Below are 20,620 nucleotides of genomic sequence, written 5' to 3'. Positions count from 1 at the left end.
CTATCTTTAGAGAAGACCTCCATAAGGCGGAAATATCAACTGCACGATAAGAAAACTCATAGGATAGTGGCTAATTTCTAGCGTTTTACCTCCACTTCCACAGCCGAAGAGTTTCCCACAAATTCAGGAGCGAAGGTGCATTGCACCGTTGCCACACCACCGCTGAAGGCTCCAGCGCGCATCACCACCATCTCATCGTAGAAGGTGTACTTGCCTTTTGCCAAATGCTCAAAGAAGTATTCGTTCTCTGCATCGCGTACCATGCGATAAGCGGACAATCCATTCATCCAAGTCATCCCCGAGAAGGGATTCTTCGACTCTAGGGCAGCTGGACGAGTGGATTTCAGTGCCACGTGGTCGAAGTCACGCTCAGCTTTGAGGGTATAAACCCAGCGCACGTGATCTCCCACTTTGAGCGTGAAGAGAGTGTTCTTCTGCTTGCCCGAAAGTGTCTTCCACTTGCCATCGCGCAGCACTTGCAGGCTGCGTTGGAGCATAAATCCGCTACCTTGTGCCGCAATCTCTTCTGGTGAAGCCGTATAAGTAGCCTCCACCGCTCCCCAAGTGGGGGATAGACCGAAAAATGTTCGAGTGGTGAGCAGTGAATACGCTGCATCTGTGGTAGCACGGGAATTATTCCATACTTGCGTGCGCTTCGACTGCAAGAGCCATAAATACATCTCATTGATGACTTCTTCTCGATCGAGTGACAAAGGTTTGAGCTCCTCGCCGGAAGTCTTTTGCAATGCCTCGAGCGTCATCACTTGAGTGGGAATGCGATAGGAAGCATATCCGCTGAGTGCACGCTGAGTGTCGAAGTAACGTCCCATCTCGGGCGATGCCACCGTGTGCTCAATGACACTTTGCAAGGCAGTCTTCGCAAGCTCTTTGTATTTCGTTTCTGCCAATATCTGTGCCTGCACCGCTTTGCCATACATCGTGTAGGCATACACATCGTCTTTGCCCATCTGGTTGCGCCAATAACGAATGGTTGGCGTTTCTTTATTGTCAAGCAGGTGGCACAGATAGAGATAATTGATTTCAGTTTCTCCTACGTAAGGTTGCAATTTTTTTTGCTTACACTCTGCCATGCGATTCGTCATTTCTTTGTCAAGAAACTTCATCGCAGCTTGGAGCAGTGATCCGTCCAGAGGATAGCCGGTTGAGGGTCTATTTGCACGCGCTAAGAGAATGGCAATTTGTGAGGTGATGTAAGGCGAAGCCTTCATCCCTGGATACCAGCTCCATCCCCCTTCGCTCGTTTGTTCAGCTTTCAGACGGTCGTAAGCGGATTGACGATAAGCCTGTAGTTCACTATCGGAGAGTGACACCAAAGGACGAAGTGCATAGCTCATGGCATATTGGATGCCGTAAAGGTTCACCGCCTGATCGTAGGCGGAGCCATTGACCACTTGCATCCATTTCGGCACTAAATCTGCCACTTCTTTGTAGACATCTCTTTCCGCTGCCACCTCTATTTTGGCATCCTTGTGGTTGCCCAAACGCGCCATCAGAGCAGCTTTTGCCTTTTCGGTTTTTGCTGTTATGTCTTCTCTGCCGCGTACCATGAAAGGTTCTGCCACCGTCACGGTGATGTCGCGAGGGAGGATGGGAATTTCATGCTCCTCCCCATCGGAGAAGTTTTCAGCCTTTGCCATCATGCGCACATCTATGCCGGGACAACCCATAGGCACTTCCCACTCCCATTGTTGAGTGAGCGATTTTCCAGCTTCCAATTCATAGGGTTGAGAGAAACTTTGGAGCGTTTCTCGAGTGCTTGCGTCGATGATGTCCAAATAGAGATTGCCTTTTTGAGACTGCTCACTCCTATTATATAAGGATACGGGCCATTGCATACGGTCGCCCTCTCGGAGGAAACGTGGAGTCGCCACTTGCGCATTGAGCTGCTTGCGTGCCACCACCTTGTCAGTCAGTGTGCCAGAGTTGAGCGTGCGGTCGAAGGCAAAGGCGTTGAACGTCCATTCGGTCAAACTACTGGGGAGGATAAAACTGATGCTTGCCTTACCCTCAGCATCTGTGCGAAGCGTTGGATTGAAGTAAGCCGTTTCTGCAAAATTTTTGCGAACAGCGTTAGCGGCATCAGCACTATCCCCGTTTTGCTCTGCTTTCGCTGCTCTATTTGCTTTGAGCGGCATGGATCGCGCCTCTTGCACCCTACCACCATCCATGACAGATTCTGCAACGGGCATGGCATAGTCAGCACAGACTATAATACGATCACGGCGTAATTGGGGGTCCAAATAATAATCAAACAAACCACCGCGCCAAGTTACGCTAGGTTGCTCTTTATCGTAGGAGGGCTCGTAATAATAGCGCGGATAGAAGGAAGGCATTCCCACATTGGGGTGATACCAATCTCCAGAAGGCTCTTCGCGCGGAAAGAGATATTGAAATTTCCACGGGTCTTTCTCGGCTGTTCCATCTGGATTGAGGAAGGCATCGAGCGAAGCATCATACAATCGTGCGATGACATTCGCATCAGCAGGCTTGCCGTCTGGGTACGTGACATGCAGTTGCCACTCTTCATATTGTCCAGGAGTGAGTTGCGAGCGAAAAGTGCTCCACGAAAGTTGCAAACGCTTGTCGGGATGTGGACGAGTCACGGTGATGGTTTTCGTGTGAAATTCGCCATCTTTCAAAAGATAGAGATAAGCCGTCACCGCATCACCCAGATTGTCTTTCTCCTTCCATTGGAAAGTGTGGGTGTATCCATCTTTGACTGCCAATGATTTGCGCTCGATGACACCGCGATTAGTACTCACCAAGCGGAGGAAAAGGCGACCACTACCATTGATGGTGAGTTGGGCTTCGTCTTCAGCATCATTATATTTCACCTCAAAGAGCGGTTTCTGCTGTTGCTCCTCTTCAGTTTCTGTTCGTGGAGAGATCCACTGGTTGAAATTCGTGCTTTGCACCTCGCCATCAGGAGCCACCACCTCCACCGAAAAGTTGAGGCTGAGTGCAGACTTATCTTCAAATGTCCAATCTACAGGGATAGAAAAACGGCCATTTTCATCCGTCTTTGTCTCTCCACTGCGATTTTTCAACGAACGATCCATCCCTCCCTTGTTTCCGCTGTGGTAGAAATACCAGCTGTCGAAATTTAATTTCCACTTAAGTACTGCATTCGCTACGGGAAGTCCAGCGAAGGTCTCTGCCACTCCTTCAAATCTCACGCTGTCTGAAAGTGCAAGTTTACGAGTGAGGTCATCGAGCTTCACCGAGAAATTCGGACGCTTGTATTCTTCTACACGGAAACTTTTAGCGTTGTTTACCGAATGTGGGTTGCCATTGTCATCCACCAAGGCAAATTCTACCTTGAAATGTCCAGGCTTGCAGTATTTGGGGAGCATGAATCTCGTGCTCACCACCCCCATCTCGTCCGAAATCAGCGTTTGTGCTTTCACCTCTTTGCCATCGGTGTCGAGAAGTCGTGCTTTCACACGCGCATTGGGGAGCACCTGATAGGCATCTTTGTCTTGCGAGTAGAGTAGGGCAGAGGCTTCCACCATTTGATTCGGGCGATAGACTTCGCGATCGGTGTACACCTCAATCGAGTGTTCCAATTTTAGATTGAGCGGAGTGTGTTTGCGCTGCATCCAGAAGGGGAGTTCTGCTATTTCGGGAAGCGCATCCAAGTCGGCTTTGTTGTTGATTTCTTCGCCAGAGCGTTGGTCCACCACGAGATATTCCGGAGCATCCTGGTGTCGGCTCGCACTGTTGAAGAGCAATCGTTGTCCGCGCGACACGTAGCATGGCGCCAGTCTGTCGTACCATCCATCCACGGTGAGGCGCATCATATAGAGTCCCGACTTCGGAGCTTGAAATGCAATCGAGTCTTCGCGTTCTTCGTAAATAGGAGCAGGAGAGGGGCGCAGCTGTTTGGTGAAAAGCGGCACTTTTGCCCCATTCTTTTTCAAAATCTGTTGAAGACGCTGTTGTACATGGTTGCTCGCGTCGGCTTTCTCCAATTCTGTGGCAGAAATATTCGAGAGACGATAGAGTTGCACGCTTGCTTTCTGCACGTTGCGGAACTTCACAGGGAGCACCACCTCTGTTTCTGGGTAGAGCGCACGTCCTGCTTGCACCGCTTTGCTGTCAGCCCACGACACTTCAAAGGTGGGGTGCGTCTGTTCGTTGATGAAATTCTTCAACTCGTGTGCATAGTCCACATACTTCTTCGTGTATTCTTGTGCCAATGCTATCACTTTAGGTAACTGCATCTCGAGATTCTCCTCATCACTCACCATGAGATGGCATTGCCACACAGCCACCTCGCCAGCTTCGGGGAGGTGACCATAGCGCGCCAGCACTTTTTCCACCGCTTCCAAAGCGGCAGCCTGTGAAACAAAGGTACATTTTCCCCCTACGTCAGTCTTTTCATCGTTATCCAAGGAAAGTGTTGATGTGAAATTCTCTAGATAAGAGTCCCCTTTCGCCTGAAGGATCAGAATCTCAGCCTGCAACGCAGCACGCTCTTCTTGATTCTTGAGGAAAAGGTCGCGCGACTTTTCGAGCAATGCGACATATTCTGTAACACTGAAAGGAGGTTTGGAGTGATAATTTTCGATTTCAAATAAATCTTGGAGTAGCGCCACCAGCAGTTTGTGGTCTATCCTTGTTGCTGCTTTGGGAGAAACATTGAAGAGCGCCTCATAATCCTCTATTTTAGCAGTTGCCAAGGTGGGGATATCCTGAAAGGCAGCGCGGAAATGCTCGAGTGAACGTGTGAGCGGCGTTTTTGCCTGCTCGCCAGCTTCTTCGCCTCCTTCAAGTGCTTCATTGAGTACTTCTGCTTCGTTGTCTACCGATTCTTCACCAAAGATATCCTCCACAGAAGATTCTTGGTTCAGCACCTGACCTAATACGGAATGCCACAAAGCACGAGGCACAGGGTGCATCTCAGCAGCGCAAAATCGTTCCATCTCTTCAATCACCTTTTGAGTGCTATCGGGCGATATTTCTTTTTCCAGCTGATAAGTGGAGAGCATCGCAGCTATCAGTTGTGGAGTGTCATGGGTTTCCAGTGCCTTTTGGCGAATCGCATGGATTGCTTTGAGTGCACTTTTCGGGAGATCCTTTCTGCGGTGTTGTTCCACATTCTTCCATAATTGCTTGAAAGTTTGCGTAGTTGCATCCTTCTGTGGAGATGTATTTGTAGTGCGCTCAGCTTGCACTTGAGAAGCCCCCAACAATGAGGAGAGTGCAAGGGCGATGATGTTCTTTTTATCCATAAAGTAGTGGGATTATCTCGAGAGAGGTTCAGAAGTTCTTGGGAGTGCGTGGGACCAATTAGTAAGGAGTGTCTTCATGGCAAGAGGGAATTATCCCAGAAATACAGACCAGATAAGTTTAGAGAAACTCCTTCGTCCTACCGACAAAGTTAGCAGAAACCCACCGAAGTACCAAAGTATTAGGTGGAAAAGTGAATAGTATTTTCCGAAAAAATATATTTTGTGCGCCAGCTACTTTGTGGACTGTCTAGAAATTAGTACATTTGCTGCACACAACAACACAACCCACTAGCACACACTTGACTATGAATCATCAAATGCAAGCGCATCTGCCACAAATCGATTTGGACAAGATGCAAGCTGTCTTGGACATTGAAACACGTTTCGTGACCGGACAAATCACTCTCGAAGAAGGCCGCAAAGAAGTGGCAGAGCGTGTGGGGAAAATCCGTCCCTTCCACCTCGCTTTCATCGAACAAACACTCATCGAACACACCGACGAAGAGTGCATTCGCGAAAATATGGCGCAAAAAATCCAACTCTTTGAAGGATACATGGACTATTCTCGTCCCGATGTGCCCGAAGATCATCCTCTCTCTCGCTATTATCAAGAGAACGAGGAAATGAAGCGCCTCCTCCTTGCCGTGGAAGACTTGGTGCAATATCCCGTCATCAAGAATCAGTGGTTGGAGCTTTTTGACCAAATTCGCAAATACCCCATCCACTATTCGCGCAAGCAAAACCAGCTCTATCCCCTTTTGGAGCAAAAAGGCTTCGATCGTCCCACCACCACGATGTGGACATTTGACGACATGGTGCGCGACAACATCCGCGATGCCTATAATCTCCTCGAAGCAGGCAACGAAGAAGAGTTCATCAAGTCGTGCAACAAACTCATCTTCTATGCTCGCGATTTGATGGAGAAGGAAGAAACCATCCTCTATCCCACTTCTTATGCCATGATCACGGCAGAGGAATTTGAATATATGAAAGAGGGTGATTTGGAAATTGGATACGCCTTCTTCACCCCTGCGGAGAAGCGTGTTAAAGGCACAACCGTTGCTGGAAAATCTACCGACACTTCTGCATCTTCCGCTCCCGAAGCTGCTGGCTTTGCTGCCGATTTGCAACAACTTCTCTCGAAATACGGCTATTCTGCTGGAGGAAGCGAAAAACTCGATGTCACCACGGGTAAACTCACCTTGGAGCAAATCAATCTCATCTATCAGCATCTTCCCTTCGACATCAGTTTTGTAGATGAAAACGAACTCGTTTGCTTCTATTCCGACACCGACCACCGCATCTTCCCACGCAGCAAAAACGTCATTGGTCGTCAGGTGATGAATTGCCATCCTCGCAAGAGCGCTCACGTGGTGCGTGAAGTCATCGACAAACTCCGCAGTGGAGAACAAGATAAAGCCGAGTTCTGGATCAACAAGCCCGACTTCTTCATCTACATTATTTATGTAGCGGTGCGCGATGCCGAAGGCAACTTCCGCGGAGTCATCGAAGTGATGCAAGACTGCACCCACATCCGCGCCCTCGAAGGTTCGCAAACCCTCCTCAAATGGGCAAGTGATGAAGGCATTCCCACGGAAGCTCCCACCGACAACGCAGCAGCTCCCACCGCGCAGCCCTCATCCACTCCTCCTGCTGCCATTCAGGTCGAAGCAGAAGACACAGAAGAGGTTGCCAGTGAAGGTCTTCGCTACACCGCATCGGGAGAAGTAGAAATCACCCCCACCACGCGTTTGATGGATTTGTTGAATCGTTTCCCCGAATTGCGCAATCGTCTCACCGAAATCTCCTCCCTCTTTGCCATGCTGCGCACACCTTTCGGCAAATTGATGGCGAAAAAAGCCGATGTGCAAAAGATGAGCGACCGTTCGGGCGTTCCTCTCGATAAACTCATTGCAGGACTCCAACGCATCACTAGCGAATTGCTTGCCAAAGAAAAGCAAGCCTAAGCGCGAAGCTGGAATACTAGAGCACGCATTTCCTGGGAAATCGGGGAATGCGTGTTTTTTGTTGATGAATGCTTCAGTTGCTCAGGGAAAACAACTCTGAAAATGTTAAATCGGAAGAAAAAATGTCCCATTTTCAGAGTGATAGTTCTCTAGATTTCCATGATTATTGTAACTTTGCACGTATGGAATTTATCATAGAAACCATTGATAGCATCAACACCACGGCACAAGAATTTGTTGCCGCGGTAGACCTTCGTAACAAGCGCCGTAATGTCTTTGCCTTCTATGGCAAGATGGGCGCAGGAAAAACTACTTTCATCAAAGCACTCTGCGACGCCCTCGGTGTGGATGATGTCGTGAACTCGCCCACTTTTGCCATCGTCAACGAATATCACAGCGCAGTGTTGGAGGGACCTGTTTTCCACTTTGATTTCTATCGTATCAAGCACGTGGAGGAGGCCTTCGACATTGGCACCGATGATTACTTCTATTCGGGCTATCCTTGTTTCATCGAGTGGCCCGAACTCATTGAGCCCCTCCTTCCCGACAACGCTGTGCGTGTCGACATTGAGGAAATGCCAGATGGTCGTCGCAAGGTGACCGTCGATGTTTAGTCTTTCCGCTAGTCTGCTCCGATTTTATTCATTCATCACACATATTTAGCCTAATCTATGCACCTACTTTCCCGTTGCTCCGCAGCATTGCTGTGCTGCTTGTTGGCACTACCCCTTAGTGCACAAAGCACGTCTACTCCAAGTGCACCTGTGGAGGCGTATACCCTAAATCTCAGTCAAGGAAGTGCCACCACAGCTCAGGTACGTCTACTCCCAGCAGAACTTAAGGCTGGTCTTAAAACCCTTGTGCTCACTGGCACTTTGAGCAGCGACCGCAATGGTGACTTTCGTCAAATCCGCGATCTATGCCCCAATATTGAGGTGCTCGACCTCAGTGCAGCCACTTGCACTGAAATTCCTGACAATGCTTTCTTAGGACATCGCGGACTACGCAAAGTAGTGTTGCCCAATGGGGTGAAACGAATCGGCCGTCAAGCCTTCTTCAACTGTAAGAATTTGCAAGAAGTTGTGCTGCCAAGTGCTGTGGAAGTCATCGAAGATGGTGCTTTCAACGGTTGCACTGCCCTCCGCAAACTCGACACCTCTCGTGCCACATTGCGCAACGTAGGATTTGCCGCTTTTGAAGGCGTGCCTACTGCCCATTTGCCCCAACCCACCTTCGACCTTTGGGCAAAGGCTGCTCAGGAGAAATACTCCCTCATCCCTTATCCTGCCCAGTTGGAGGTGCAGAAGGGAAAGCCCCTCATGGTGAGCAAAATCGGTAAAGTAGAAGCTGCGCCCGAACTAGCAAACGAAGCTGCCTATGCGCGTCGCATCCTCCGCGATCGTGCTGGACTCAATGTGTTGCGTGGCAGTGCCAAGGTGCAACTCCTCCTTGATGCCACGGTGCAAAATGCCGAAGGCTACGAACTGATTGCCAGCAAGAAAGGCATCGTCATCAAGGGAAGCACCCCTGCAGGCGTGTTCTATGGATTGACCACCCTCGATCAACTCCTTACGGCTCAGCCCCAATCGCTAGAACCCGTGAAAATCGTCGATGCTCCTCGCACTCGTGTGCGTGAACTCATGGTCGATCCTGTGCGCACCTTCATTCCCTTTGCCGAACTCAAACGTATGGTGACCGAGATGGCGCGCTATAAATACAACGCCCTCCATCTCCACCTCGTCGATGACCAAGCTTGGCGCATCGAAATCAAGAAATATCCTCGTTTGGTGGCAGAAAGCAGCATGCGCCCTGCCATGGACGACATGTTATACACCAGCCCTGGTTTCTACACCCAAGATGAGATGCGTGAACTCGTGGCTTTCGCAGCGCAGCACCACGTCATGGTGATTCCTGAAATTGAAATGCCAGGACACGAAGTGGCTGCCATTCATGCCTATCCTCAACTCACCGTGGGCAACAAGAAAGTGGATGTACGCACCACCAGCGGTGTGTCCAACAACCTCCTCAATCCTGCTTCTGAGTTCACCTATCAGTTCCTCTTCGATGTCTTCGACGAACTCGCCACTGTTTTCCCTGCACCCTATGTGCATCTTGGAGGAGATGAGGCTGGAAATCCGCCACTCGATGATTGGACCACTGACTCTGCTTGCATCGCCCTCAAAGAAAAACTCGGCATCACCACGCGCGACCGCTCCGAAAACTGGAAGTTGCAGAAGTACATGTTCGATCGCGTGATTGCTCACCTCCGCGACAAGCTCGGTAAGACTCCCATGTTCTGGTACGAAACCGACTTCAAGGAAATTCAACCCGGATGCGTCACTTTCGCTTGGCGTCACGGACTCACCAAAACTGCCATTGACGCAGCCCGCGCCAACAAGGCTAAAATCATGCTTTGCCCTGGTGAGCACTGCTATTTGGATTACCCCATGGACAAAGGCGACTTGCCCGAAGTGAACTGGGGAATGCCTGTGACGAGTCTCAAACGTGTCTACGAACTTGACCCACGTTGGGGACAAGATGACGAATTTGAGCGCGATTTTCTCTTTGGTGTCACTGGTACGCTTTGGAGTGAATGTATGCCACAGCCCGAGCGCGTGTACTACCAAGCCTTCCCTCGTGCAATGGCACTAGCAGAAGTGGGCTGGACACCACAAGCGCGTCGCAACTACGACCACTTCTTGCGTCGCCTGCAGTTGATTCAAGCCGATCAACTTCGCCGCGGTTATCCCTCTTCCAGTCGTTTCGCTGGTTATGACCAACTCCGCAAGGAGGAGGCTCCTGCTACCAACAGCAAATAATGCTGGTTAGCCGTTTTTAAGCTATCAAAGCCAGTGCACATAAGTCCTTGCCCTTGTGGCAAGCCTTAAAACATCTGTGTCTGCTTTCTGTTTTTTTCCATCCGCCTCAATGCCCCACGGTGTTGGGGTGGATGTTTTTTAGAGGTTGAGGTAATCCTCTAGGGTTTGTAAATATGTTGGGTTGGCTCTTGCCGTGAAAGTAGATGAGTAGGTGAGGGGGCTCGCCCTATGCAGAGCGTATAGCGTTGATGATGCCCCCTATCAGTATATGGGAGGATATGCGCCCAAAGTGAGAAAAAATCGCAGAAAACTGCATTTTTTTCTTTGACAGGGTGCGATTTTGTTATGTGTGGTTGTCAGTTTGCGGGTGTTGTACACCTCCGTTCCTAGTTTTCAATGGGATTTGACTTTAGCGGAAGCGCCAGTTTGAGATTGTTATTTGAGGTTATTGGCGTGTATTGATCAGAAAAAGGAGATGATGCCTCTTTGTTTGGGGTGATTTCCTCGTACGCGCGTGACCCGCGCGCGCATTCCCTGGACTTTTGCACTTTTTGCTTTCACAACCTTCACAGCACCCTTCGTTTGGGGAGATAAATGGAGGATGAAAAAACGTCATTTGAAAGGGATGAAAATACCGCAAAAGGGGGTGAAAATCGCTTGATAACTCGTGGAATGTTAAAATATGTCCGAAATACGCACGTTATTTGTTGATAAATAGGTGATTACACGAAAATCGGTGAAGGTTGTGAAAGCAAAAAGTGCAAAATCGCTGTAGTGTGCGGGCGCGCGCACGCGCGAGAGGGATGCTTGAGAGTCTTTTTAACAGTGGGTGATTCCACTCGTTGGGAGAAGTTAGTTGGCGATGCTGTAATCTCCTCCGACGCGTCTAAAAAAAAACTCCCACGTTTTTGGGAAAATCTCCCACGTTTTTTGAAAAAAGTCCGACATTTACTGGTGAAACTCCGATGTTATTTTTTAGCCCCTTGAACTGAGGTGTGTCACATCCTCGCTTTCGGAGAAAACATGGGTGGAACTTTTCCGAGTCTTGTTTCTGTGACGCGATAGAGCAGCCCATGTGAGGGCATTGTTTTACAAAGTTCAGATTGCCTCTTTCTCCTTATTTCTGGCTTTTTATCCGAACTTGCGAAGGAAGAGGAGAGCATAAAATCTGAAAAGCAGGGAGGCACGCTGGCAAAACGACGGATAAGGTGGTTGTAACTTGTGATTTTATGCGCTATGCCTGCTATGGCTCGTAAATTTTCGTTATCTTTGCAAATTGGAATGCAGTACGCATGTCTGTGGAAAATTCCTGCTTGTGCGTGCTCTGCGCAATGGGCAGTGTCAGTAGCCCTGCTTTCCAAGGTCAAAGGATCGACCGTGCCATTCCAGAACGTATGGACCACAGAGAAAACGTGGACGAGAGAAAAGGTGAATCGGCGATACTCCTCAGACCCTCGAATAATCCAAAAGCGGATATGAAACAAATAAAACTCCGAAAAGGAATCTATTCTTCCCCACTTGCTTTTGTGTGCAATATGCTCTTAGTTTACGTGTTGTACACTGTGTGCCGTCTTGTGTTTTTGTGGAGCAATTGGGAGAGTTTTGCCACTGGTTTTGACAAATTGGAGCTCAACCAGTTGATTGTTGGCTCGCTCCTGTTTGACACTTCTGCCATCCTCTATACCAATGCCCTATATGCGTTGCTCCTCCTCTTGCCGCTGCACTACAAAGAGCGCAGACCCTGGAAGCGTGTGGCAAAATGGGTGTTTGTCGTGATCAATGGTTTGTGCATCGCCATGAACCTTGCCGATGTGGTCTATTTCCGATTTACTGGTCGTCGCACCACAACGAGTGTTTTCCAAGAATTTAGTCATGAAGGCAACCTCCTTTCCATCGTAGGAAAGGAAGTGGCACACCATCCTTTTCTTCTTTTGTTGGGCATTGTCCTTATCGCCCTCTTGTGGGTGTTGTATGTAGAGCCGCGTGCCTATCGTCCGCAGTTGCGTCCGCGTTGGAAATACTATGTGGTGCAGGTTGTGGCGATGGGTATCTTTGTGCCCCTCTGCATCGGGGGTATGCGTGGCGGATTCACCACGGCAGTGCGCCCCATCACACTGAGCAACGCCAATCAATATGTGAACCAACCAGCGGAAGCGGCTTTGGTGCTCAACACCCCCTTCTCGCTGTTGCGTACGCTCACCAAGAAGTCTTTTGAAAATCCTCAATACTTCACGGCTGAAGAGTTGGATCAAATCTATTCGCCGCTCCATACCCCTCGCGCAGGACAAGGAGAGATGTTGCGCAAAAATGTGGTGGTGCTCATCCTCGAGAGTTTCGGACAGGAGTTTGTGGGCGCGCTCAATAAAGACTTAGACGGTGGAAAATACAAAGGTGCCACCCCATTTCTCGATTCTCTCATCGCGGTGAGTACCACCTACGAACAGTCGTTTGCCAACGGGCGCAAGAGCATCGATGGCATGCCTTCGGTGCTTTCGAGCATCCCGATGTTCGTAGAACCCTTCTTCCTCACTCCGGCTTCGCTCAATCATTTGAGTGGACTGGCAGGAGAACTCAACAAGGAAAGCTATTACACGGCGTTTTTCCACGGAGCTGCCAATGGGTCGATGGGCTTTCAAGCCTTTGCTAAGTCCACCGGATTCAAAGACTATTTCGGTCGCACCGAGTTTAACGAAGACAAGCGTTTCTGTGGCGATGCTGACTTTGATGGCACTTGGGCGATTTGGGACGAGCCCTTCTTGCAATACTATGCGACGAAGATGAATGAGATGCGCGAGCCCTTCATGACTGCTGTGTTCACGGCTTCTTCACACGCCCCCTTCAAAGTGCCTGAGCAGTATGAGCGCCAGTTTCCCGATGAAGGACCGACGGTGCTTCACCGCTGCGTGAAATATAGCGATATGGCGTTGCGCAAATTTTTCGCCAAAGCGCGCACAATGCCTTGGTATAAGAACACGATTTTCGTGCTCACTGCCGACCACACGAGTCTCTCGAGCCACCCAGAATACGGTACTCCCGTAGGTACCTTCCGTGTGCCCATCATCTTCTTCGATCCTTCTGGACAGATGCCAGCAGGCCGTCACGAAGGAATTGCAAAACAAATCGACATTATGCCCACCATATTGGGCTATCTGCGCTATCCTCATCCCTACATTGCTTTTGGCAACGACCTCACACAGGTGGCAGCGACCGACAATTATGAAGTGGCTTACCTCAATGGTGTTTACCTCTTCGTACAAGGCAATGAAGTGCTCCTCTTCGATGGACAGAAAGTGACCGGTTTGTATGATTATAAGCACGATGTGATGATGCAGCACAACTTGATGGGCAAGTCGGCTCGACAAGGGGAGATGGAACGCAAGTTGAAAGCGATCATCCAGTCGTATATGTCGCGTATGATCAGCGACGAAGTCACGATTAAAAAATAATATGAGTCGTCCCATGACGTTGAAAAAGAAAATAACACTAGGTAGTTTAGCACTCCTCTTGGTGGGACTCACGGTGCTCGCCATCGTGCGTTGGGAGGTTTGGTTTGGCAATCCTCCCGAAGCTCCTTATGTGCCGAAGGCAGAACCCACACGCGTGCTCCTCACCTTTGGTGATGATGGCGAGATGTCGCGCAACGTGAGTTGGATGTGTGACACTGCGATTCATGAAGCTCACCTAGAACTCTTGCCCGATGGCACTGATCATCCCATGTGTGTGAAGGCAGAAGGGGAAATCTTCGAGTCGCGCAGTGGCAAAGCCGCCTATTATGTGGCGCGTTTGAAACAGTTGCAAGACGGTTTGTGCTATCGCTATCGCGCGGTGACCAATGGCAAGGCGTCCCCTTGGTATGAGTTTGGGGTGACGGATCCTGCGGTGAAGAAAGATGTGTCGTTTCTCTTCTTCGGCGATGTGCAAGATAGCCTCAATGGGGTGAGCAATCGCTACATCAGTAAGGCTTGGGCGCAGCATCCAGCTTCAGATTTCGTTGTTTTTGGCGGAGATTTGATAGAACGTCCCACCGATGCCTACTGGGAGGAGACTTTTCGCAGCATCGATGGCGTGGCTCAGACCATTCCGGTGCTTTGTGCAACGGGAAATCACGAATATCTCAAATATCCCATCCGCAAGTTGGAGCGTCGCTTCTCACTGGTGTTTTCTTATTTCCTCAAATCGATGGAAGGCGAAAATCAAGTGTACAGCCTCCGCTATGGAGATGTGCAGTTATTTTTGCTCGACTCCAATCGAGAGTGGCCCTACTTGGCGGAACAAGCCACGTGGTTGCGCAAAAAACTCGCAGAGAGCACAGCGCGCTGGAAGGTGGTGGTGCTGCACCATCCCATCTATTCCATCAAATCTAAAACGAACGATTTGCTCCAACGTTGGGAATTTGCTAGTTTGCTGAATGAAAATGTGGACTTGGTGCTGCAGGGACACGAACATGCCTATGCGCGCATGACGCAATGGGAAGGGGGCAAGCGCATTCCTCCCATCTACACCGTGAGTCACTGTTCTCCAAAGTTCTATCGGGTGCAATTTGACGATCGCTTCGACCGTTTCTGCACAGGAACGCAGATTTATCAACATATCGTCCTCCACGGCGACACGCTCTCGATGAATGCCTACGATGCGCGTACGGGAAAACTCTATGACCGTGTGGATTTGGTCAAGGGAATGCACGATCATCCCACCATCATCGACCGTGGAAAGGATATTCCCGAAATTTTGGATTTCACACCGAGACCCGGAAATAAGAAAGATGCAGCCTTTGCCGAACGCATCCGTGCGTATAAGGCAAAAAAGGAATTAAACCCCAATCGGTCAATAGACCGTTATAGTACGACTCGTGATTGAAAAGGACCGATTTGGGTTAAATAATACGACGATTTCACTATGAAGTGTCTACATATAATCACTCCCGTCAAGGATAGTATCGACAGCACGCTCGAAACGATGCGTGCGGTGCTGGATAGTGCTTTGACGATGCCCTACACCTACACCATCTACAATGACAATTCGACGCCAGAAAACACTGCGCGCCTCCATGCTGAGGCGGAGAAAATGGGCGTGAAGGTGGTGGATTTGTCGGATTTGACGGATCATCCTTCTCCCAATTATCTCTTTGTCTTGCGTCGTTGCCAACAAGAATGTTTGGCTGCCGATGCGGGTTTGCTCATCGTGGAGAGTGATGTCACCGTGAAGCGCGACACCTTGCAAGGCTTGGCAGACGGAGCTTTGGCACGAGAGGATTGTGGCATTGCAGCTGCTGTGACGGTGGATGAAGCGGAACAGGTGAATTATCCCTATCTTTATGCCAAAGGTTGGAATGGGGTGGTGGACTCTCGCAAGCACTGCTCGTTTTGCTGTTCACTGCTCACTCCGAAACTGTTGGCTGCCTTTGACTTCCAGCAACTGGACGACACGAAAAACTGGTTCGATGTGACGATTTCGCACGAGAGTTTGGCGGCTAAGCTCCACAATTATCTCTTCTGCAATCTCACCGTTTTGCATCGCCCTCACGGCAGTCGTCCGTGGAAACAACTGAAATATAAGAATCCACTCAAATACTACTGGATCAAATGGACGAAGGGATTCGACAAGATTTAAGGGCTGCCGACCTGCCTTTGGTGTCGGTCGTTGTGCCCCTCTACAACATGGAAGAGTTTGTGGGCGACACTTTGCGCAGTGTGTTGGCATCGACTTATCGTCACCTCGAAGTTATCGTGGTGGATGATGGTTCTTCTGATGCTTCAGCCTCGATAGTGGCAGAAATCGCTGCGCAAGATTCGCGCGTGACTTTGCTGCATCAAGAGAATGCGGGACCTTGCCGCGCTCGCAACAATGCGGTGGCAGCTTCACATGGACAATACGTTCTCCCCGTAGATGCCGACAATCTGCTGGTATCTCAGTTCATTGCGCAGGCAGTATCCATATTAGAGGCGCAACCTAACGTGAAAGTGGTGTGCCCGACGATGGAATTCATCGGAGATAAGCAGGGACCGTGGCGACTTCCCGAATTTTCGCTCTCACTCCTCGCTCGTCGCAACCACATCGACACTTGCGCGCTCTATCGCCGCACAGACTTCGACCGCATCGGTGGATATTGTGAGGAAATTATTGCGCGCGAAGATTGGGATTTCTGGATTTCTCTGCTCAAAGATGGCGGTGAGGTGGTGCGACTGCCCGAAGTGGGGTGTTATTACCGCGTGCGCAAGCAGTCGAAGCGCATCAGAGACCGCAAACTCAAAGCACATGTCACTGCTGTGCTCAATGAGCGTCATGGGGCTTTCTTTGAGGAACAGCTCGGTGGTCCGCTGCGCAGGATGCGCTCTTGGTCGCGCTGGATCAACTTTCTCACGCGTCCGCTGCGCTATCGCAAAGTGGTGACTGCTCCTGCGATTGCTCCCGAAGTGAAACGCTTCGTTCATCAACTGCCTTGGAGATTTGCTCATGAGGGGCGCGAGATTTTCAAAAATCGCAATGCCATTCGTCAATACGAACTCGGAGAAGACTCGGTGGTGGTGAAACAATTCACGCTCCCCATCACTTTTAATCGTGTGGTCTATCGTTGGTGGCGCAAGAGTAAGGCGCAACGCTCCTACGAATATGCCATGCAACTTCGTGCCCTTGGTGTGGGTTCTCCAGAACCTCTCGGTTTTTGCGACACGGGCTCGCTCTGGCAAGTGGGATATTGCTATTATGCTTCGCGCACTTCTAAGTTGCGCTATAACTATCACGATGCGGTGAATGGAAAACAGCCCGACGAAGAATATGTTTTGCGCACTTTGGCGAAAACCGTGGCACGAATGCACGAAGGAGGTTTTTGGCACAAAGATTTATCGGGGAATAACATCCTCTGGGATCGAGTAGACGATGAAGGAAATCCATTAGATGTTGCAGTATCTTCACCCCAAGATTATAAGATTGCAATCGAACTCATTGATCTCAATCGTATGCGTCTAGGAAAAGTGTCGCTGGTTTTGGGGTGTGCTAACTTTCAGCGCATAGGAATGTCTGAAAAACATCAGATGCTGGTGGCAGAAGCTTATGCTGAGGAGCGAGGATTTGATGCACAACTCTGTTTTCAAAACATTGTTGCAGCACGGAACCGCTTGCTCGGACAATAGGGTGGTGAGAGGGCACTCTTCGTTTTTGAACAGTTTGGCTCTATCTTTTAGGTGAATATTCTGTGACCTTTCCACTTTTCTCCAGTCCACTGCATTTTTGCGTCCTGATATTTCCTACTTCTCATCCTAGATTCTACCATCGTTCTCTGTTTTCCACAGGCTACTTCAACGTAAGTTTCTCTGAAATCTAATCTTTTCTTTATGCCACTCAACACTTTTCATGTTGCCTTTGCGAGTAATGATGCATACGTGCCATATCTTGCTGTGACTTTGCAAAGTTTGCTTAGTTACCAAGTCCAAGTCGAAGGACGAGAATGGCATGTGCATGTTCTCACCGATGGCGTGTCTGAAGGCAACATCCGAATGCTGGAAGAAATAGTGGGAAACAGAGCCGACTTTCAACTAGAAGTGCATGTAGTGTCTACAAGCAGTTTTTCCGAACTTCCAGATGTTGGATATTCCATTTACACCTATCTGCGTTTTCTTTTGCCTACTGTGCTTTCCTCTGTGGAGAGAGTTTTGTATTTAGATGTCGACCTTTTGGTTCATGCTGATATTTCGGAGCTATTTCTTGCTCCTCTCGACACTGCCATAGCAGCGGTTCCCGAGTTTTGGAATAAGAAACATCGTAAAAAATGGCAGCTTCCAGAAGATACCTTCTATTTCAATGCAGGAGTGTTGCTAATGAATTTGTCGATGTGGAGAGAAAAAGATTACGCAAAAAAACTTATAGAGTGGTGCGAAGCACATCAAAAACAGTTGAGTTTTCCCGATCAAGATGCGCTCAATGTGGTGCTGCAAGAAGACGTGTCGTGGCTTCCACTGCGTTATAATGTGATGTATAATCATCTAGAGCGCACAGCCTATTATAAAAAAGCGCGTTTCCAGAGTGAGATAGGTGAGTGCTTGTATCATCCAGCCATTATACACTATGCAGGCTGCGCACCTTGGTTTGACGACAAGCGCAAACATCCTTATCATCATTTGTGGTGGGAACAATCTGCACAGATGAACTTACTATACAGTTCTCGTAGCAGTTTGAGTGGATGGAGAAGACAAAAGTTCTTTCTCAAACAATTTTTCTACAAACTCATCTCGCGTTATCCATCTTTGGAAAAGTTGCAGGCGCAGTATCAGCAGGTGTTAAACTCCTCGCCGTTGAAGCCCTTCGGTTCTTAGTTTTCAAGGTAGATATGAAGCATGCTTATCTCATTTTAGCTCATCACGAACCAGAGGTTCTTCGCTTATTGCTTACGCTGCTCGATGATGCGCGCAACGACATCTATTTGCACATTGATGGCAGAGCGCAGCATCTCTATGAACAATTTGAGCATTGGCAACCCCAATCGGCTCGTTTCTTCATACTTTCTCAACGTGTGAAACCCGAATGGGGACAAGTGAGCATCGTACGCGCAGAATTATTGCTTTTTTCGGCAGCTTTGCAACAAAAATCGCCTTATGCCTACTATCATTTGCTTTCAGGGGTGGATCTTCCTTTGAAATCGCAAGATGAAATTCACGCTTTTTTTGCGAAACATCAAGGAAAAGAGTTTCTGCATTGCGGATTTGACGATGCCTCCATGTGTGTAGCTTTTAAGCGAGTCAGTCGTCACTATCTCTTTTTGCGAGCTTTGTGCAAACGTAAGAAGGCTCTCTCTGAGGTGTTCAAGAAAATCCTAAGTAAAAGTGTCTTAGGTGTGGAGAAAATTGCTCGTTATCGTCGTTATTCTCTCAAGCAGAAGTTCTATTACGGTTCGCAGTGGGGTAGTTTTACACACGACTTTTGTGAATATCTGGTGAAACACTCTGATGAAGTGTTAGATACCTTTAGTCACACCTTTTGTCCTGATGAGCTCTATAAGCAGACGGTGATTATGTCTTCACCTTTTGCTGAACGTCTTTATGCCAAAAATGCCGTATCCAATGAATGTACACAGCGTTTTATAGATTGGTCGCGAGAAAAAGACGGGCATCCTCACATCTTTGATAGTGAAGACTATGATTTGTTAGTGAATAGTCCCTATATGTTTGCACGCAAATTTTCATCTCATCATCCGCAACTCCTCAAACTTTGGTATGATAGGTTGTCGAAGAAGTAATAATGGCACAACGTTTACCCGAATACAAAAACATTCCCTAAGAATATCTCCCAATATAAAACAACACTCTTGCAAAATCACTGGATATTGCAAGAGTGTTGTTGGTTTCTCTAAGAAACTTGCTCTTTATCGACTGATTGTGAGTTGTTCAATCAGTTGTTCATATTCCTTTGCTGCAGCTTCAAGAGAGTAACGAGCCGCTTGAGTACGCACGCTTTCGCTCATTCTTTCTCGTAACTCATGGTTTTGTGCCAGTTTCACCAAAGCTGCTGCAAAAGCGTCAATGTCGAAAGGAGGAATGATAACCCCATTCTCCCATTGAGGCGCCATTTGTTCGCGCATTCCATCGCAAACATCAAACCCCATGGGCACTACTCCGCACATTTGCGCCTCAGTAATCACGAGTGGCCATCCTTCAAAGGTGGAAGTCAGACATAAAATGGCTGCTTTATCCATGTATGGCGTAGCATCCTCTTTATAGCCTTCAAAAGTAATGCGCGGCAATGCAAGTTTCTGAGCGAGAATTTCCAAGTTCTTACGGAAAGGTCCGTCCCCCACAAATTTGAGTTCCCAATCTGGGAGTTGCTGATATGCTTTTTCCCACACCTGTAATAGTCTTTCAGGACGTTTGTCCGCAAATTCAATGCGTCCCACAAATAAAATCACTTTGTCTTTCTGAGACGACGGAGACGCCACGAGTTTACTGCCATTGTGCAACACCTTGATTTTCTCTTTCAACGTCTTGTCAAAAGAAAATGTATCCAATAATGTTTTTCGATATCCCTCGCAGAGCACAGTGTAAGCATCAACTTCGTGAAGACGAGTGAGGTAGCGGCGAAATTGTCTTTTCTTGTAGACCTGAAAAACGTGTATTTTCCAGAAATCGTGAAACATCCAGCGCAGCATACGACCAGGACTTGTCAAAGCCAACGCCTTCAGTTTGCTGATTTTTGCAATACTTTCCCAGAAAGGAATGCTGTGTAGACTATAGATGATTTTACAACCAGACGCTTCACGTAGTTCTTTCGTGTAGCGATAGTAAAAACCTGGGATAAAACAAAGTTGTATATTGCGTTCTCTGAGCGATTTGATGAGAAATGGCAGAGCTTCTGCTTCTGTTTTTCTCATCTTCTGGTTGGGTTTATGGGGGATTTCTATCACCTCATAATCCAAAGAACCACGAGTGGTGGGGGCCTTGTAACAATATAAAGTGATGGGATGCCCATAAGCCGCCAGCTGTTCCACAATATCAAGACAAATCTTTCCGGTACCACCGCCGGGAAACTCGGCATTAAAGAAAAAAGCAACAGGCGTTTTTATCATACTAGATGATGTTATAAAGTTGTGATG

General features: G+C 48.6%; 11 protein-coding genes. 9 read left to right on the top strand and 2 right to left on the bottom strand.

The window, feature by feature from the left end:
- Positions 1 to 77: 77 nt before the first annotated feature.
- Positions 78 to 5,255 carry an alpha-2-macroglobulin family protein gene (locus BQ2633_RS05215; RefSeq protein ID WP_075565542.1) on the bottom strand — a complete coding sequence of 1,726 codons (5,178 nt, stop codon included), beginning with the start codon at positions 5,253 to 5,255 and terminating at the stop codon, positions 78 to 80.
- A gap of 305 nt (positions 5,256 to 5,560) precedes the next feature.
- Here BQ2633_RS05215 and BQ2633_RS05210 point away from each other — a divergent pair, with 305 nt between their 5' ends.
- From BQ2633_RS05210 to BQ2633_RS05170, 9 genes are all read left to right on the top strand, one after another.
- Entirely contained in the window at positions 5,561 to 7,222 is a 1,662-nt protein-coding gene (locus BQ2633_RS05210; RefSeq protein ID WP_075565541.1) for a PAS domain-containing protein, read from the top strand.
- Between the two features lie 182 nt (positions 7,223 to 7,404).
- Complete coding sequence (gene tsaE / locus BQ2633_RS05205) at positions 7,405 to 7,836, top strand: tRNA (adenosine(37)-N6)-threonylcarbamoyltransferase complex ATPase subunit type 1 TsaE (protein ID WP_075565540.1); 432 nt, start codon at positions 7,405 to 7,407, stop codon at positions 7,834 to 7,836.
- A 57-nt stretch (positions 7,837 to 7,893) separates the two neighbouring features.
- Positions 7,894 to 10,041, top strand: coding sequence for a family 20 glycosylhydrolase (locus BQ2633_RS05200; RefSeq protein ID WP_346048219.1), 2,148 nt, complete (start codon positions 7,894 to 7,896; stop codon positions 10,039 to 10,041).
- A gap of 1,475 nt (positions 10,042 to 11,516) precedes the next feature.
- The gene (locus tag BQ2633_RS05195; RefSeq protein ID WP_075567217.1) at positions 11,517 to 13,487 is read left to right on the top strand and encodes an LTA synthase family protein; all 1,971 of its coding nucleotides are present in this window, start codon (positions 11,517 to 11,519) and stop codon (positions 13,485 to 13,487) included.
- A gap of 1 nt (position 13,488) precedes the next feature.
- Entirely contained in the window at positions 13,489 to 14,898 is a 1,410-nt protein-coding gene (locus tag BQ2633_RS05190; RefSeq protein ID WP_346048216.1) for a metallophosphoesterase family protein, read from the top strand.
- A 39-nt stretch (positions 14,899 to 14,937) separates the two neighbouring features.
- Positions 14,938 to 15,651, top strand: a complete 714-nt coding sequence (locus BQ2633_RS05185) for a family 2 glycosyl transferase (protein ID WP_075565538.1) — start codon at positions 14,938 to 14,940, stop codon at positions 15,649 to 15,651.
- Positions 15,624 to 17,171: a glycosyltransferase gene (locus BQ2633_RS05180; protein ID WP_075565536.1), complete on the top strand. Its 1,548-nt coding sequence runs from the start codon at positions 15,624 to 15,626 to the stop codon at positions 17,169 to 17,171. Before BQ2633_RS05185 ends, BQ2633_RS05180 begins: the two co-directional genes overlap by 28 nt.
- A 201-nt stretch (positions 17,172 to 17,372) precedes the next feature.
- Positions 17,373 to 18,350, top strand: coding sequence for a glycosyltransferase family 8 protein (locus BQ2633_RS05175; protein WP_075565535.1), 978 nt, complete (start codon positions 17,373 to 17,375; stop codon positions 18,348 to 18,350).
- Positions 18,351 to 18,364: 14 nt separating this feature from the next.
- On the top strand, positions 18,365 to 19,270 hold the full coding sequence (locus BQ2633_RS05170) for a beta-1,6-N-acetylglucosaminyltransferase (protein WP_075565533.1): 906 nt from the start codon (positions 18,365 to 18,367) through the stop codon (positions 19,268 to 19,270).
- A 126-nt stretch (positions 19,271 to 19,396) separates the two neighbouring features.
- Here BQ2633_RS05170 and BQ2633_RS05165 read toward each other — a convergent pair whose 3' ends face one another.
- Positions 19,397 to 20,593, bottom strand: a complete 1,197-nt coding sequence (locus BQ2633_RS05165) for a glycosyltransferase (protein ID WP_075565531.1) — start codon at positions 20,591 to 20,593, stop codon at positions 19,397 to 19,399.
- Between the last annotated feature and the right edge of the window lie 27 nt (positions 20,594 to 20,620).

It is taken from the genome of Ihuprevotella massiliensis, assembly GCA_900095835.1.
Lineage (GTDB): Bacteria > Bacteroidota > Bacteroidia > Bacteroidales > Bacteroidaceae > Alloprevotella > Alloprevotella massiliensis.
This window is presented reverse-complemented; position numbering and strand designations above follow the sequence as displayed.

What these genes read in the sequence shown, in the direction of transcription:
- BQ2633_RS05215 (WP_075565542.1), bottom strand. Translation starts at nt 5,255, where the DNA reads ATGGATAAAAAGAACATCATCGCCCTTGCACTCTCCTCATTGTTGGGG.
- BQ2633_RS05210 (WP_075565541.1), top strand. Translation starts at nt 5,561, where the DNA reads ATGAATCATCAAATGCAAGCGCATCTGCCACAAATCGATTTGGACAAG.
- tsaE (WP_075565540.1), top strand. Translation starts at nt 7,405, where the DNA reads ATGGAATTTATCATAGAAACCATTGATAGCATCAACACCACGGCACAA.
- BQ2633_RS05200 (WP_346048219.1), top strand. Translation starts at nt 7,894, where the DNA reads ATGCACCTACTTTCCCGTTGCTCCGCAGCATTGCTGTGCTGCTTGTTG.
- BQ2633_RS05195 (WP_075567217.1), top strand. Translation starts at nt 11,517, where the DNA reads ATGAAACAAATAAAACTCCGAAAAGGAATCTATTCTTCCCCACTTGCT.
- BQ2633_RS05190 (WP_346048216.1), top strand. Translation starts at nt 13,489, where the DNA reads ATGAGTCGTCCCATGACGTTGAAAAAGAAAATAACACTAGGTAGTTTA.
- BQ2633_RS05185 (WP_075565538.1), top strand. Translation starts at nt 14,938, where the DNA reads ATGAAGTGTCTACATATAATCACTCCCGTCAAGGATAGTATCGACAGC.
- BQ2633_RS05180 (WP_075565536.1), top strand. Translation starts at nt 15,624, where the DNA reads ATGGACGAAGGGATTCGACAAGATTTAAGGGCTGCCGACCTGCCTTTG.
- BQ2633_RS05175 (WP_075565535.1), top strand. Translation starts at nt 17,373, where the DNA reads ATGCCACTCAACACTTTTCATGTTGCCTTTGCGAGTAATGATGCATAC.
- BQ2633_RS05170 (WP_075565533.1), top strand. Translation starts at nt 18,365, where the DNA reads ATGAAGCATGCTTATCTCATTTTAGCTCATCACGAACCAGAGGTTCTT.
- BQ2633_RS05165 (WP_075565531.1), bottom strand. Translation starts at nt 20,593, where the DNA reads ATGATAAAAACGCCTGTTGCTTTTTTCTTTAATGCCGAGTTTCCCGGC.